This window comes from Spirosoma litoris, from assembly GCF_054776755.1.
Genome location: NZ_BAAHBI010000061.1, coordinates 111,076 through 126,489, shown reverse-complemented (window position 1 = coordinate 126,489; position 15,414 = coordinate 111,076). Strand labels below are relative to the sequence as shown.

13 protein-coding genes are annotated in these 15,414 nt (G+C 47.9%); 6 read left to right on the top strand and 7 right to left on the bottom strand.

All coding sequences use genetic code 11. The annotated features are described in order from the left end of the window. Positions 1-100: 100 nt before the first annotated feature. The 4 genes from ACYVGR_RS31380 to ACYVGR_RS31365 form a co-directional block, all read right to left on the bottom strand. The gene (locus tag ACYVGR_RS31380) at positions 101-1,792 is read right to left on the bottom strand and encodes a sodium:solute symporter family protein (RefSeq protein ID WP_460963930.1); all 1,692 of its coding nucleotides are present in this window, start codon (positions 1,790-1,792) and stop codon (positions 101-103) included. Beyond that, a complete protein-coding gene (locus ACYVGR_RS31375; RefSeq protein WP_256432997.1) occupies positions 1,789-1,914 on the bottom strand; it encodes a hypothetical protein in 126 nt (41 codons plus the stop codon). Before ACYVGR_RS31375 ends, ACYVGR_RS31380 begins: the two co-directional genes overlap by 4 nt. Before the next feature lie 166 nt (positions 1,915-2,080). Continuing rightward, positions 2,081-2,989 (bottom strand): hypothetical protein, encoded by a 909-nt coding sequence (locus ACYVGR_RS31370; protein ID WP_460963927.1) that lies wholly within the window; start codon positions 2,987-2,989, stop codon positions 2,081-2,083. Positions 2,990-2,992: 3 nt separating this feature from the next. Then, positions 2,993-4,144 (bottom strand): hypothetical protein, encoded by a 1,152-nt coding sequence (locus ACYVGR_RS31365; RefSeq protein ID WP_460963926.1) that lies wholly within the window; start codon positions 4,142-4,144, stop codon positions 2,993-2,995. A gap of 45 nt (positions 4,145-4,189) precedes the next feature. On the opposite strand from ACYVGR_RS31365, the gene ACYVGR_RS31360 reads away from it, so the two are divergent. Beyond that, entirely contained in the window at positions 4,190-5,374 is a 1,185-nt protein-coding gene (locus ACYVGR_RS31360; protein WP_460963924.1) for an aspartate aminotransferase family protein, read from the top strand. Positions 5,375-5,586: 212 nt separating this feature from the next. Here the strand turns inward: ACYVGR_RS31360 and ACYVGR_RS31355 are convergent, their stop codons facing one another. Together ACYVGR_RS31355 and ACYVGR_RS31350 are read right to left on the bottom strand one after the other, a co-directional pair. Beyond that, a complete protein-coding gene (locus ACYVGR_RS31355) occupies positions 5,587-7,917 on the bottom strand; it encodes a S9 family peptidase (protein ID WP_460963922.1) in 2,331 nt (776 codons plus the stop codon). 31 nt (positions 7,918-7,948) lie between these two features. Further along, positions 7,949-9,535 (bottom strand): acyl-CoA carboxylase subunit beta, encoded by a 1,587-nt coding sequence (locus ACYVGR_RS31350; RefSeq protein WP_460963920.1) that lies wholly within the window; start codon positions 9,533-9,535, stop codon positions 7,949-7,951. 106 nt (positions 9,536-9,641) lie between these two features. Here ACYVGR_RS31350 and ACYVGR_RS31345 point away from each other — a divergent pair, with 106 nt between their 5' ends. The 5 genes from ACYVGR_RS31345 to ACYVGR_RS31325 all read left to right on the top strand — a co-directional run bounded on the left by ACYVGR_RS31345 (position 9,642) and on the right by ACYVGR_RS31325 (position 13,413). After that, positions 9,642-10,178 carry a hypothetical protein gene (locus tag ACYVGR_RS31345; protein ID WP_460963918.1) on the top strand — a complete coding sequence of 179 codons (537 nt, stop codon included), beginning with the start codon at positions 9,642-9,644 and terminating at the stop codon, positions 10,176-10,178. 20 nt (positions 10,179-10,198) lie between these two features. After that, entirely contained in the window at positions 10,199-10,948 is a 750-nt protein-coding gene (locus tag ACYVGR_RS31340) for an LVIVD repeat-containing protein (RefSeq protein WP_460963916.1), read from the top strand. Beyond that, positions 10,945-11,652 carry a DUF3575 domain-containing protein gene (locus ACYVGR_RS31335; protein WP_460963914.1) on the top strand — a complete coding sequence of 236 codons (708 nt, stop codon included), beginning with the start codon at positions 10,945-10,947 and terminating at the stop codon, positions 11,650-11,652. The genes ACYVGR_RS31340 and ACYVGR_RS31335 overlap by 4 nt, the downstream gene beginning before the upstream one ends. Positions 11,653-11,747: 95 nt before the next feature. Continuing rightward, positions 11,748-12,779 carry a type IX secretion system protein PorQ gene (gene porQ / locus ACYVGR_RS31330; RefSeq protein ID WP_460963912.1) on the top strand — a complete coding sequence of 344 codons (1,032 nt, stop codon included), beginning with the start codon at positions 11,748-11,750 and terminating at the stop codon, positions 12,777-12,779. Between the two features lie 73 nt (positions 12,780-12,852). After that, the gene (locus tag ACYVGR_RS31325; RefSeq protein ID WP_460963911.1) at positions 12,853-13,413 is read left to right on the top strand and encodes a Uma2 family endonuclease; all 561 of its coding nucleotides are present in this window, start codon (positions 12,853-12,855) and stop codon (positions 13,411-13,413) included. A 91-nt stretch (positions 13,414-13,504) separates the two neighbouring features. On the opposite strand, the gene ACYVGR_RS31320 is transcribed toward ACYVGR_RS31325, so the two are convergent. Next, entirely contained in the window at positions 13,505-15,388 is a 1,884-nt protein-coding gene (locus ACYVGR_RS31320) for a beta-N-acetylhexosaminidase (RefSeq protein ID WP_460963910.1), read from the bottom strand. Positions 15,389-15,414 lie beyond the last annotated feature (26 nt).

Below are 15,414 nucleotides of genomic sequence, written 5' to 3'. Positions count from 1 at the left end.
TGGCTTACCCAAACAAAATTTGGCCTAAAACTTGACTTTTGACACAGTTCATGACAAAAAAAATTCAATAGGAACAAGAAAAATCAACCAGCTTCCTAGCTTATACCGTTTGTCGATATACCGTTTTTTGCAATACCCAGGCAATCCCCACCACAAATAGACAGCCAATAACATTCAGCCAGAGGAATGCTGTCAGGTTCAGATACCAGCTTACAATAACGAGAAGTTCGCCGATAATGGTTGCCCAGAATGTGGCGCGCCCACCCACCGATTTGACGTAGAAAGCCACGACGAATACCCCCAGAATGACTCCGTAAAACAGCGAGCCCAGAATATTGACGGCCTCAATCATACTACCTAGCTGGTTGGCAAACTGAGCGACCACAATGCAGAAAATTCCCCAGCCAATAGTTGCCCAACGAGAAGCCTGCAAATAGTGCTGATCGCTTCCCTCCTTCTTGATCAATCGCTTGTATACGTCAACGACTGTGGTGGAAGCCAGCGAGTTGTAGGCCGAAGCAATTGACCCCATTGAAGCACTAAAAATTACGGCAATCAGTAAACCAATCAGACCATGCGGCAGGTAATCCAGCACAAAACGGAGGAACACGTAATTGACATCATTGGTATCGGCTGCCGGATGATTCTTCTTGATCAACTTTTCAACATCGGCCTTCACTACTTTTAGGGCTTCGTCTGTTTCGCGAAGAACATTCCCTGCCGCGTCCTGACCGGCTTCATCATCGGCCTTCAGGGCAACCTGCATATCAATGACAGCCCGTTGACGCTGTGTAGCCAGGTTCTGATGCTTAATTTCGGCCAGTTGGTAGTCTTTGGCGTACGGGCTCTTCTTGAGCAGCTCGGTTTCCTGCTTATTGAAAAAAGTGGGCGATGGGTTGAATTGATAGAATACGAATACCAGCACCCCAACCAGCAAAATCAGAAACTGCATGGGCACTTTCAGCAAGCCATTCATGAGCAATCCCAATCGGCTTTGCCCTATTGTTTCACCTGTCAAATAACGCCCCACCTGCGACTGATCGGTACCGAAGTAGGATAATTGCAGGAAGAACCCACCGATCAGTCCAGACCAGAGGTTATAGCGACTATTGGGATCAAATTTTAAATCGATCAGGTTCATTCGGCCAGCCTTCCCCGCCACATGCAACGCATCCACAAAGCCCACACCCTCAGGCAATAACTTTACCGTCAGATATCCGGCCAATGCCATCGCAAAAGTCACAATGGCCATTTGTTGCAGGTGCGTGTACGAGATCGCTTTTGTACCACCTGTTACGGTGTACAGGAGCACGATACCGCCCATTAGTAGGTTAGTCCAGTAAATATTCCAGCCTAAAATGGTAGACAGAATAATAGCTGGTGCATAAATTGAAAGACCGGTCGATAGGCCACGCTGAAGCAGGAACAAACTGGCCGTCAACGTTCTAACCCGAATATCGAACCGATCTTCGAGGAATTCGTAGGCTGTAAAGATTTTCAGTTTGTGAAAAATCGGCACGAAGGTCACTGCTAAAACGACCATCGCCAGCGGAAGTCCGAAGTAAAACTGAACGAACCGCATACCATCGGCAAAACCCTGCCCTGGTGCCGACAAAAAAGTGATCGCGCTGGCCTGGGTTGCCATGACCGACAGCCCCACATGATACCAGGGCAATGAGTGGCCCGCCAGCAGGTAATCGTCCATACTACGACTTCCCCGGCTCCGAACGATACCATATACGATAATGCCCAGCAGCGTCAATCCTAAGACGCCCCAATCAAGAATACTCATGATAGCCAGCGCATTAACACATAAAACAGGACAATTTCGGCAACCAGACTACCAATAACGATAGCATATAATTGCGGCCACGAACGAACAAACGGTGGAAGATCGGTAGGGGTCTCAGGCATGTAGGAATGGGTTGTCTCACTATAACGGCGAAATTAGCGGAAATTGATGTATCGACTTCAATTATCACATCAATGATAACTCTATCGACTAGTAAAACGCTTTTCCCCGTTCGTCTTACCTAATCAGAAACCGTGCCATGCCAGTCAATCCATCAAAATAAACAGCTCATTTCCCAATCCTGACGTGATAGCTCGCAAAGGGAATAAAGGTGACGGGTGTCGAAACAGTTCGGCCAATGACCAGAGGCACATAGGCTGCCAGGTCGAACGCATGGCGACGCCGATCGAATCGTATACCGCCCGACAGTATGCCCGCGAAATCAACTCCCCCGCTACCGAACAGCACAAAGTTTTCGCTAATAAACGAGAGTTTGGGACTGACCTTCCGAACCAGTCCTAAAGACCCGACAACATTTCGAGACAATTCACCATTCGACAAACTCCAGCCCAGCCCATAGCTTGTATTATTTTGTCGATCACCGGTCGTAACGATCCCCTGTATATACCCAGCACCTTCCAGGGTTCCGGGGCCACTATTACCTAGTAATCCATTTAAACGAACCCCCAAATATTGGGCGCTTACGCCCAGTCGAACTCGATCGCTAACGGGTAGTGTTAGCTTAGTCGAAAAATTAAAAATAGCCGTTGGTACAAACGTAAAGAATGTCGTTCCGACACTCCAATTGTCGGTAATACCGTATTCAAACTGGCTGAAATACACCAAATAATTCCGGTAGTAGAGCCTATTTTTCTCGGCAGAAAATGCAGTTGGTACTAACCGCATCGTTTGCGGAAATTGGTTGGGAAAGCCAGCACCGTCCGTCTGACTTCCTTCCTGTTCCATCCTGACAATCTGCTCTGCTTTCAGCCGAACTTCGCCCAGTTCTTTGGTACGAATAACAGCCTCAACGCTGTCCTGTTTGACAATTTGTCCACGCAGTCGGGTGCCATCTTTCAACAAAATCGAATAGGTTTGCCCGGTGGGTACCGACTTGTTATTCTTCTGGTAATAATCATCCTGTGCTGTAGCCAATAAGGGCAACAGCACAATTAAGAGCATGAATAAGTGTTTCATTCGTTAGGGTTTACCGATAATCAGATTATAGGCAAGGTAGGGATAGAAATAAGCCTGAGTTTTCGGTCCGCCAGGATAGCTGGCGTAGTAATTATAATACGGCATAAGCGACGAAAATACGCCTATATCAAACGCATGCCGCAAACGATCAAAGCGTAGCGCAATTGACAAATCGGCGCTTTTACCGCCATAGAAAGGATTTGGGTAAAACGTGTTGTCACTCAGGATGGTCAGGTTTCGCGAAATTTTGTGCATAACCCCTGCCGTAATAAATGGAACGGTGTTGTTAGTGGTATAATCAGGATATATAAGCAAACCATACCCTAAGGTCGCATTCCGCTGGCCATCTCCAAAGGATAGTAGTCCATGAAACGTTAACTGCTGGCTAATCGAGGAAAAATATCCTTTTTGTTTGGGCTGGTAGGTCGTGTTTATACCAAATCGGAACTGCTCTCCAATTGGAAAGCTTAGTTTAGACAAGAAGCGCACATTGGCTCCAAAAATCGTTTCTCGTGCAGTATTATCAGGTTGGAACTGGCCAAAAGCGGGATTCACATTCAGTCCAATACTCCAATTTTGAGTAATGCCATAATCTAGCTCATTGAGCACTAATAAGGTATTTCGATAATAAAATCGCCCTTTTTCAGGGTTAAAGGCAGTTGGATTTAGGAGTAAAAATGGAGAAAATCGGTTGGCGTAAGCGGGTTTGCCCGATACGGTGAGGCCAGTATTATTTCCCGCATTTCGTACGGTGTCAACTCGCAACAGCAACTCTGGCTCGAAGTAAGTCAGCTGTCCGTTACTCTTACGCACCGTAATCATTGTGTTATCGCGTCGGATAAACGTGCCGGGTAATTGTGTACCATCTTTCAAGACAAAAACAGTAGAACCGACTGCCGAATTTTCGGATACCTGCGCAATATGGCCTGCCGAAATGCGGAGTACCTGATCGGCCTCTACAAACGTCATGTCGCCATTCCCTTTCCGGATTGAAATGACAGTAGTATCCTGACGAAGCACCTGACCCCGTACTACAGAACCATCGCGCATGAGGATGTACGAGTGCTTACGCTGGGTGTCTTCAGGAGAAATTTTGAATAATTGAGCCCGGACAACGAATGGGCATAGCAATAGGAAAAGCAGAACTGTTTTCATGGTTGACGGTGTTAGGATCGGAGAAGTACTATTGATAGATTTATTATGCCAACGGTTACACACCGACAATTATTTTTCCAGCATATAGCCCAGACCTCCGATTTCCCCTTAGGGTTGGAAATTGACCGAGCCGAAGGCATTTATCTTTTCAGACAGGGCGACCAAAAACCAAATATGGATCTGATTTCGGGCATTGGCGTAAGCAATGTTGGTCATCGGCATCCACAGGTACTAGAAGCCATTCAGAACCAGCTAGATAAATACCTGCACCTGATGGTTTATGGCGAATACATTCAGACTCCTCAAACTCAACTGGCTCATGCGCTGGCCCAAACTCTACCCGCTGGTTTAGATAATGTCTATTTCACCAACTCAGGTACCGAGGCTGTTGAGGGGGCGATGAAACTGGCGAAACGCTACACGGGCCGCTCCGAATTTATCAGTTGCTTCAACGCCTATCACGGTTCTTCGCAGGGGGCTCTATCGCTCTCAGGCGATGAAAATTTCAAACAAAATTACCGTCCGCTCCTACCCGATGTCCGGCATATTCAGCATGGAAGTCTGGACGATATTGATAAAATCACGTCGCGAACAGCGGCCGTTATTATAGAAGTCGTAGCCGGTGAGGCCGGCGTTCGTTTAGCCGACGCGACTTATTTCCAAACCCTCCGACAACGCTGCACCGAAGTGGGTGCTTTATTGATTTTCGACGAAATTCAGACGGGCTTTGGTCGGACCGGAACGTTCTGGGCCTTTGAAGGGGTAAATACCATACCCGACATTTTGCTATGCGCCAAAGGAATGGGCGGTGGTATGCCCATTGGAGCGTTTATTAGCTCGGCAGAGAAGATGAGCGTCTTTAAAAACAACCCAATTCTAGGGCACATCACTACATTTGGCGGGCATCCGGTTTCGGCGGCTGCTTCACTGGCTACCCTTCAAGTGATCCAGGAGCAGAAATTGCACGAACAGGCCGAAGCCAAAGGTCAATTATTTCGGCAGTTATTACAGCACCCGGCTATTCGGCAAATACGGGGCAAAGGGTTAATGCTCGCCGTTGAATTTGACTCGTTCGACGTACTGAAGCCTGTCATCGACCGAGCTATTGACAAAGGGGTTATCACCGATTGGTTCCTGTTCTGCAACAATTCCATGCGGATTGCACCACCGTTGATTATCACGGAAGATCAGATTCGGGAAGCCTGCGCGGTGATTCTGGATTCGATTTAAAATTCGCCAGTTATGCCATATCTCAAAACATATGGCATAACTAAGTCAAGTAATTGTGTTTACGGAAACATCACGGTTAATGTTCCGACGATTAAGGCCAGGCTAAAAATAATCAGCAGTCCAATTAATACGGTCCTTAATAAACTGCCCGGTTTTTCTGGTGTTGGAAGTGCCATAAGGTTGATAGAGTTACAGTTTACTACATCGTTTGTTTATCGAACATTGTTTCTTGGATCGGACCTGGTTTCGATCTGGTATTCTTTCGGCGGCTCAGCTCCTAACAGGTTTTTCACAAAGTAATCCCAACGCCGACGGGTCATGTAAGGCGAGTAGCTGCCATAGCCGTGGGCACTATTTGGAAACACAATCAGGTCGTAGTCTTTGTTGGCTTTTTCGAGAGCTTCAACCACTAGCAAGGTATTGTAAGGTGGTACATTATCGTCCATCATCCCATGCGCCAGCATCAGCTTACCTTTCAGATTTTTAGCGTACACCTGATTAGCTTGTGCAGCGTAGTCAGATGCAGACGTTAATCCATTATAGCGTTCGCCCCAATCGTCCTCGTAGTTGCGGTTGTCGTGGTTACCTGATTCTGAAATACCTACTTTGAAGAAATCTGGGTACCGAAACATGGCTGTAGCGGTGGCAAACCCTCCCCCTGAGTGCCCCCAGATACCCACGCGTGTGGTGTCGATATACGCGTAGGTTTTCGCCAGTTGCCGGATGCCGGTTATCTGATCCGCCAATGTATTGTCGGCCATATTTCCATAACTCATGTCATGGAAACTTTTTGATCGTAAAGGATTGCTCGTTCCTTCGAGCTGAAAGACAATAAACCCAAGTTCTGCCAATGCCTGATTATCACCCCTAGCAGCAGAAAAAGACCAACTACCTACGCTTCCACCCTGCGGGCCGGGATAAATGTAATCGATTATCGGATATTTCTTGCTGGCATCAAGGTGTGTCGGCGTGTATAGCAATCCATATAGATCGGTCTTGCCATCATGTGCCTTCACCGTAATGGGCATTGGTGGTTTCCAGCCAGTAGCTGTCAGCCGTGAAATGTCCGTTTTCTCAAGGCCGACGCTCATCTTTCCATCCAACGCCCGTACAACCGTGACTGCGGGAGTATTAGGTTTCGAATAACTATCGATAAAATAAGTACCTGATGGCGAAAGTGTTACCTGATGGTTCCCTTCTTCGGGCGTAAGCACAGCGAAGTGTTTGCCATCAAATCCAATCTGACAGAACTGACTAAAATAGGGATTAGCTGCCTGCCGACCGTTGGCCATGAAGTACAACATACGCTTGGCTTCATCGACCTTTACCAGCTTCGTAACCAGCCAATCTCCTTTGGTAATCTGGTTTTTCAGCTTTCCTGTGGCGGCATCATACAAATACAGATGGCCCCAGTTGTCGCGCTCCGAAAACCAGATAAACTCGTTTGTTTTGTCCAGGTAGCGCCAGTTGATAGCACCCCAGCCCGACTCATATTGCGTGGGAACCGTTTCCTCAAAAACCTCGCGTACAGTTCCTGTAGCGGCATCGGCCAGACGAACTTTTTCCTGTTTATGATCGCGTGAAGTCGATAAAAATGCCAGCTTCGCGCCATCGGCAGTCCAGTTTACATCGTCGAACGTTCCACTACTGGATATATCATCGCTTAATGTAGCCCGGTGAGGATCAGCGGGAATCTGCAACGAAATCACCTTCGGCTCATCGACATTGATAATGACACGCTGAATGGTAGCGATGTCTTTATCGCCCGGTAATGGATACTTCCATTGCTTTAACGTGGGTTTTCCTACGTTCGTCGTTACCAGATACATATCACTTACCGCACGCTGATCCTGCTTAAACGTGGCTATTTTCTTCGAATCCGGCGACCAGGCCAGTATGGGCCGATCGCTTGAACGCCAGCCAGCGTTATCAGTAGCATAGCCAAAGTCCTTTATGCCATCGGTAGTCAACTGCTTTTGGGCACCGGTTTGCACATTACGAACCCATAAATTATAGTCTTTGATATAAGCAGCTTGTTTCTTGTCGGGCGATAGCACTTCATTACCTCCGCCACGTCGGCCTTCGGCGCTGGGCATAGAGGGAATCACAGATGCATCAGCGGTCAACTGACCGGATTGTGGCTCATATTTCCACTGTTTGCCATCGGCCTGAATAATGATTGACGTATTATCCGACGAGTAACTAAACTGCTGAAACGGCAATTTGGTGGCTTCGTATGTCTTACCCGTTGCTTTAGACAGAGCATCGGCTAACTTCTGATGGTCAAACGCAGGCAACCGGGTTCCTTTCACCGGGTTGACCAGGATAAATTCGCTGCCTTTGGCGTTTAGATCGCGGTACCAGAATCGATCACCCGGCAACCAGTTGGGGCGAACACTAGTATGATCAACCAGCGATTCAACGTTTGATCCAAGAAATCGCTGGGCCTGTTCATATTGGCTGGCAGTCAGCGTTGGCCGTTGCTGTGCCTGTGTTGCTAGAGAAAGAGCCAGAAAGCTACTGGTTAGTAACGTTATCTTCATAGGTTATTGATGAGTGCGTAAGGCAAATCTGTTACAGCGGGATATTCCCGTGTTTTTTCTTGGGCATGCTGGCGACTTTGTTTTCCAGCATGGTAAACGCCCGGATAAGTTTCTGGCGAGTCTGGTCGGGCATGATGACCTCGTCGATATAACCCCGATGTGCGGCCCGGTACGGATTGGCGAATTTCTCAGTATAGTCCAGCACTTTTTCCTGCAACTTGGCCTGCGGGTCTTCGGCTTCGGCAATTTCGCGCTTGAAAATAATCTCGGCGGCTCCGCTCGCTCCCATTACTGCAATTTCAGCCGATGGCCAGGCATAGTTCATATCGGCACCAATGTGCTTGGAATTCATCACATCGTAGGCCCCACCATAAGCTTTTCGGGTGATGACGGTTACGCGCGGTACAGTCGCTTCGCAAAAGGCAAATAATAATTTAGCTCCATTGCTGATGATGCCATTCCATTCCTGATCGGTGCCGGGCAGAAAACCCGGAACATCTTCCAGAACCAACAAGGGAACATTGAAACAGTCGCAGAAACGCACGAAACGAGCTGCTTTTGTGCTAGCATTGATATCCAGAACGCCCGCAAGTACAGCAGGTTGATTACCCACAATGCCAATACTTCGTCCACCAATTCGCGCAAATCCGACGACAATGTTCTCGGCAAAGTTCTTGTGAACCTCCATAAAACTACCCGTGTCCACCAATTCGTCGATCACCTCGCGCATGTCGTAAGGTTGGTTCGGATTGTCGGGAATCAGGCTATTTAAGGCAGATCGAGTTTCGTCGGATGGCTCGTACGCCAGCATCGGCGGTTCATCTTCACAGTTTTGGGGAATATAACTAAGCAGTTGCTTAAGCGACTGAATACAAGCCAGTTCATTCGCGCAAGAAAAATGCGTGACCCCTGATTTGGTGCTATGGGTACTAGCTCCTCCCAGTTCTTCGGCCGTAACCGTCTCATGCGTAACGGTTTTCACGACATTAGGCCCAGTCACAAACATATAGCTCGTGTTTTCGACCATGAAAATAAAGTCGGTAATGGCAGGGCTATAGACGGCTCCCCCAGCGCATGGCCCCATAATAGCCGATAATTGTGGAATAACGCCCGAGGCTCGTGTGTTGCGGTAAAATATATCGGCATAGCCCGCCAGCGACAGTACGCCTTCCTGAATTCGGGCACCGCCCGAGTCGTTCAGGCCAATTATTGGCGCGCCATTTTGCATCGCCAGATCCATCAATTTGCAGATTTTTTCGGCATGAGTTTCCGATAAGGCTCCACCAAAAACAGTAAAGTCCTGAGCAAATACATAAACAAGTCGCCCATCAACCGTACCATAACCAGTCACAACGCCATCGCCGAGGTAATGCTCTTTGTCCATGCCGAAGTCGCGGGTGCGGTGCATGACAAACTTTCCAATTTCCTCAAATGAGCCTTCGTCTACCAGAAGCGCGATTCGTTCGCGAGCGGTCAATTTCCCCTTTTTGTGCTGAGCATCAATCCGTTTCTGCCCACCACCCAGTTCGGCTTCGGCATTTTTAGCAGACAGAATTTCGGTTTTAGACAATCGCAGGGAATTGGCCTGACTGGCCTCTGGATGAGCTTCCGGTTGCATATAATTTGGCTTCGTGAAATCAAGTATAGACAAAGTTAATTTTTCTTACGAATTCCAACGGCCTGGATTGATTTTGTATCCTAAAGCCACTAAACACATTTGCACCATGAATCGACTTTCTCACGCTTTCTCCTTACTCGTTTGCTGCCTCCTGCTCGATGGGTGCGGGCACCCTTATACACCTCCGCCCCCATCTGCTACGAGCGACACCTATCGCCCAATCTATGCCTCCTATGCCGATATTCGATCAATACAGACATTGCCTCCTCAACCGCTCAAAAACGTCGAAAAGATTTACCTCAAAGACAACTATCTGTTTGTCAATGATGTCGGTAGCGGCATTCATATCCTGGATAATCGAGATCCCGAAAAACCGGTGCAATTGTCCTTTATCTCCATTATCGGCAATCAGGAATTAGCTATCAAAGACAGCATCCTATATGCCGACAATGTAACGGATCTGGTGGCTCTCAACATCACCAATCCGTTAAACGTCCGGGTCGTCAAACGGATTGAAAATGCATTCGCATACGCAGCTTACCCCATCGCAACGAATGTGCGCTTCGAGTGTGCTGACCCGAATAAAGGCGCGGTTGTCCGTTGGGAAAAGACCGCTGTTGAGAATCCACAATGCTATCGGTAGAACGTCTCCTGATTATGCTCATGAAATCACTTTTCTACCTACTTATTGCCTTAGTGGTACTCACATCCTGCTCGAATAGCAGTAGTGTTGGCCCCACTCCGGGAGCGGGAACAGGTGGCTCAACGGCCCGGTTTACGGTCAGCGGCAATACGCTCTATATGGTCAGTAATACAGACTTACAGGCTTATGATATTTCGAACAGCAGCGACCCCAAAAAAGGGAGCAAAACGAATCTTGGTTTCGGTGTCGAAACGATATTTCCATACCAGAACAACCTGTTCATTGGTACGCAGACGGGTATGTATATCTATGACATCAATCAACCGAACTCTCCCAAATCGGTCGGTATCTACAACCACATTTTAAGTTGCGATCCGGTGGTGGTTCAGGGGAAGTATGCCTACGTAACACTCCGCAGTGGCACCAATTGCCGAAACCAATCGATAATAGCTAATACGCTGGACGTCATTGACATTAGCAATTTATCTAATCCGAAATTACTACAGAGCTACCCGATGACCAACCCTCGTGGCCTCGGTGTCGATAGTACGTTGCTATTCGTTGGCGAGGGCGACTATGGTTTGCGGCTCATGGACATCAGCGACCCAACCAATGTTAAGGAACTGGAGTATTTCTACGACACGAAAACGTATGACGTCATTCCCTCAAAAAAAATACTGATCGTAACGGGGCCGAAGGGGATTTATGAATACAGCTACGCCAACCTCAAACAGCTGAAGCTACTCAGCACGATCCCCGTCCAGCCATGAGAACGCATCGTATACTAGACTTACTGGCTTGCGTGGTGACGGGTATTTCATCGGCCTTAGCTCAGTCAGAAAAACCGCTGCCCTTACACCCATTTTATGCCGAACAAAGCCAGCGTTGGGTGGTTAAGTTTGCCCCAACTAGTTTAATCGACCCCAGCAATACTATTCAGTTTGGGGTCGAGCGATTGGTAGGTCAACATCAATCCATACAAGCTGAATTTGGCTATGGTTGGCAAGGCATGGATCTATGGGATGTTTCTCAACGCTCTCGCTATACAGACATGAAAATTTGGCGAGGGCGGGCCGAGTGGCGCTATTACTGGCGCGGTGGCCCTATTGGATCATACATCGCTCTGGAAGGGCTTTTTAAGCAAACAAATGCCTTCGAAAATGGGACGGTTGGCAAAGGCTGCGACACTGGACCTTGCCAATATTACCAGATGTACTCGGCCCCTATTAACAAACGAGTTTGGGCTGGTCACCTCAAATTTGGCCGTCAGTTTCCGCTTTCCCGAAATAATCGATTTCTGGGCGATTTCTATGGTGGACTTGGCATTCGTTGGTACGATCTCGACCGCTCTCACGTTCCAGACGGTCTTTCTTTCTATGATCCGTACAGGGCCATTCTGCTTGATCCGTTTTCAGGGCCCATTCGCCCAACGCTCAGTCTTTCATACGGGATCAAGTTTGGGTATTCGTTTTGAGTCAGTTAACCGTCTTTTCGTCTGAATGTTGACACACATGCGGTTGCTGGGTTAAAAAATGGCTTTCTTTGTAAAAAACTGCGCCTGACGTCCGCTTGAAATCCTGTTTCATTTCGTTGTTTCTGGCCTTGCTTTGGCCCATTCTAACAGTCGCTCAACCGTTGAGTGGACAGCGTATTTTTTCATTCCTCGACCTGCCTACTCATGCTCGGGTAGCGGCATTGGGTGGACAAATCGCTACAGCCACAAGCCCCGATGGCTCTTATCACCTCAACAATCCTGCTTTAGCCGATTCGGTTAAGGATAACCAACTGGCTATTAGTCTGATGCCGTATCTGGCAGCGGCCAAATATTATACCTTACAATATGGCTTACCCATAAAGTCGCAGGGGAAATGGGCAGCAGGTTTGCAGTATTTAAGCTATGGTCAGTTTACCATGACCGACCCGGCGGGCAATACCACAGGCACCTTCTTGGCCAATGATTACGCCCTAAGCATCACCCACGCTCGTACCGAAGGTAACTTCACCCTGGGGGCAACGATTAAAGCGGTTGGTTCCAGTATTGAAATGTATTCGGCCTTTGGTATTCTAGCCGACTTAGGTGGGGTTTGGCGACATCCAAAAAAGTATCTCACCTTCGGCTTGGTCGCTAAAAATGTGGGATATCTGGTCAAAAATTACGGTTCCCTTGACGCCGATTTACCGTTTGATCTACAGGCCGGTGTAACACTCAAACCCGAGCACGCCCCCATTCGGCTCACGTTGACCGCACACCATCTTCAGCGTTTTGATATCAGCTATAATGACCCCAACCTGAATGTACGCTATGACTTGAGCGGCAATCCTATTCCGCAAACAACCAGTGTAACCGAGAAAATAGCCCGGCACCTCAATGTGGGCGTCGAGCTGCTGGTTCACCGAAACGTCAATCTGTTAGTAGGCTACAATCACCAGAAACACCAGGAAGGCAAGCTGACAACCGGCGGAGTGGGCGCGGGTATTTCTTTCGGAGCATCCGTGCAGGCAAAAGGCTTCCAGTTGACCTACGCCCGATTTACATCGGTACCCACTGCCGGAACTAGTCAGTTGTCGCTACGAATTGATTTGGATCGCTGGCTTAAGTAACCAAATAAATCCTATCACCTAGTTGATCTCACACAAATACTAGCTACTTTTAGTCAACGAAAAGCAACTCAATATGATAGCGGAAGAAATTCACAAGCGCATCTACACAGTTGACGAATACCTTGAATTCGAAAAGAATTCAGAGGTAAAGCACGAGTTTGTAGATGGAACTCTAATTGAGATGCCCGGCGAGTCAAAGAAAGCAAATGAAATCGGAGGTAATATTTATCTGATCTTCCGCGTAGCCTTGAAAGGCTTTCCTTTCAACGTATATAACCACGACGTTAAACTCCGTACTGTTCCTGGCCGAAAATATCGTTACCCGGATATTATGGTTGTTCCGACTGATGATGTTGATGATACGCACATCGTTCATCGTGCTGTAGTAACCGTTGAAGTAACTTCAGAAAACTCCTCGGGCGTTGACCACGACGAGAAATTCCACGAGTACATTGCCCTTTCCTCTATTGAGTGCTATGTGATTGTTTCTCAAGCCGAACCACTAGTCGAAGTTTACCAACGTACGGGGAGCAAATGGGAGTACGCTTTTTACACAAGCCTAACCGATTCTTTTGACATCCGCGCACTTGGCATTACCGTGCAAGTCGGTGATGTATATGAGGGCGTTTTCTGATAATTAATTGGAACGCAAATCTTTATGATTATTAAGATGTTTCTGAATTCTTGCCACCATAATGATCATAAAAATCTGCGTTCCAATGCAATTAAAACCGCCCAATTCGCTTCTGCAAGGCGTCCCGTGAGAGAGTAATCAGATGGCCAATGGGTTTACCTGCGCGGTAGGTGATTACCCGGAGATTAATCGGCCCTTCCGGCAAATCTACGGGTTGGGTATAACGGGTTGAAAACTGATCGGGCATGGTATCGTCGATCGAATAGAAAATATCCAGACCCGGCGCTTCACTAGCTAGTTCCAATCGCAGCTTGCCATCGTTCATGCTTGTTTTTACAATGGCATCGTAGATCGCTTTCGAGTAATTGACTTCGGCCAAATCAGCCCGCTCAAAATGGCTTTCCATACGTTGCACAAAGTTTGGCCAGTTTTTGACCTCTTTCGGCGACCAATACACTTCCGACAGTGCCCAGGCCCGTGGATACGTCATGTATTCAGCATACCGCAACGTAGGTATTTGCTCAGTCCAAAGGTTACCCTGTCCACCCAGAATGTATTTGGCGTCCACGCCATCTGGAACCGGTTCGTAACTGTAACTTTTCTGGGTTCGCAGGAAGGCATAAATTGGCGGATCAACCGTTGGGTCGCCCTGATTATAATCCAGATAAGCGAACGTAGTAGGCGTCATCACCACATTATGCCCTTCCTTGGCGGCCTCTATACCCCCTTTTATACCTCGCCAGCTCATAACAGTAGCTGTGGGTGAAATTCCACCTTCCAGAATCTCATCCCAACCCAACAGCTTTTTGCCTTTGGCTGTCAGGATTTTCTCCACGCGCCCCATAAAATAACCCTGCAAATCTTCAACGTGTCGAATGTTCAGTTGCTTCATCAACGCCTGGCAACCCGGATCATTCGCCCAGTAACCTTTGTAACACTCATCGCCACCAACATGAATGTATGGGTTTGGAAAGAGCGCGGCCACTTCGGTAAATACCTTATCTAAAAAATCATACACTTTCTCATCTGATGGGTTCAGCGTATTCTCGACCTTCATTTTGAACGTCCCATTACCGTACCAATCCGAAAACGCCGTTCCTGGATTAACGCTCACGATGGCTTTGGTGCAACTCAGTTCAGGATAAGCCGCTAAAGCTGCCATGCTATGGCCAGGCACATCAATTTCGGGAACGATGGTCACGTTACGGGCCTGCGCATAGGCAACCACCTCCTGAATATCGTCCTGCGTATAAAATCCACCATAAGGCGTTGGTTCGCCGGGTTGGGGTTCGGCACGGTCGCCAAAATGGCCCGCACGCGCTACCCGCCAGGCACCTACAGAAGTGAGTTTAGGGAGAGATTTGATTTCAATTCGCCAGCCGTTATCGTCAGTCAAATGCCAGTGAAAGGTGTTATACTTCAACTTGGCCAGCTGATCGATGTACTGTTTTACTTCGGCTTTTGTGAAAAAATGGCGGCTTACATCAAACATAATTCCCCGCCAGCCAAAGCGGGGGTAATCGGTAATTTTAACGGCAGGCACCGTCCAGTTCTTCGTAACCACAACCTTACCCGCAATTTCTTTGGGCAGAAGTTGAGTCAGGGTTTGTATGCCGTAAAACAATCCGGCTGGGCGGTTAGCTGTAATCACGACTCCCTTCGGTGAGGCTTCGAGCGTGTACCCTTCCTGACCCAGTTGCGCGTTAGGGGTTTCGGTCAGGTTTAGTTGAATCTTGCCCGTTTTACCTGGTTTTGCGGCTAATCCGAAGCCCGTTGGCGTATTCAGTTGCTGACTGAGCATGTCGGCAACGGCTTTTCCTTCGGCCTGATTATAGTGAATTGTGGTTCCTTTCGTAAGTGTAAATATGCCCGCTTGAGGCTGAACACTAACAGGTTGGGGAATTAAATTAATGGGCGACTGGGCCTGCGCCGTGACAATAAAAAGACTAAAAACTAGTAGTCGACTAAGATTCATGCTGCGTGTAATTGATGATTAAGAAG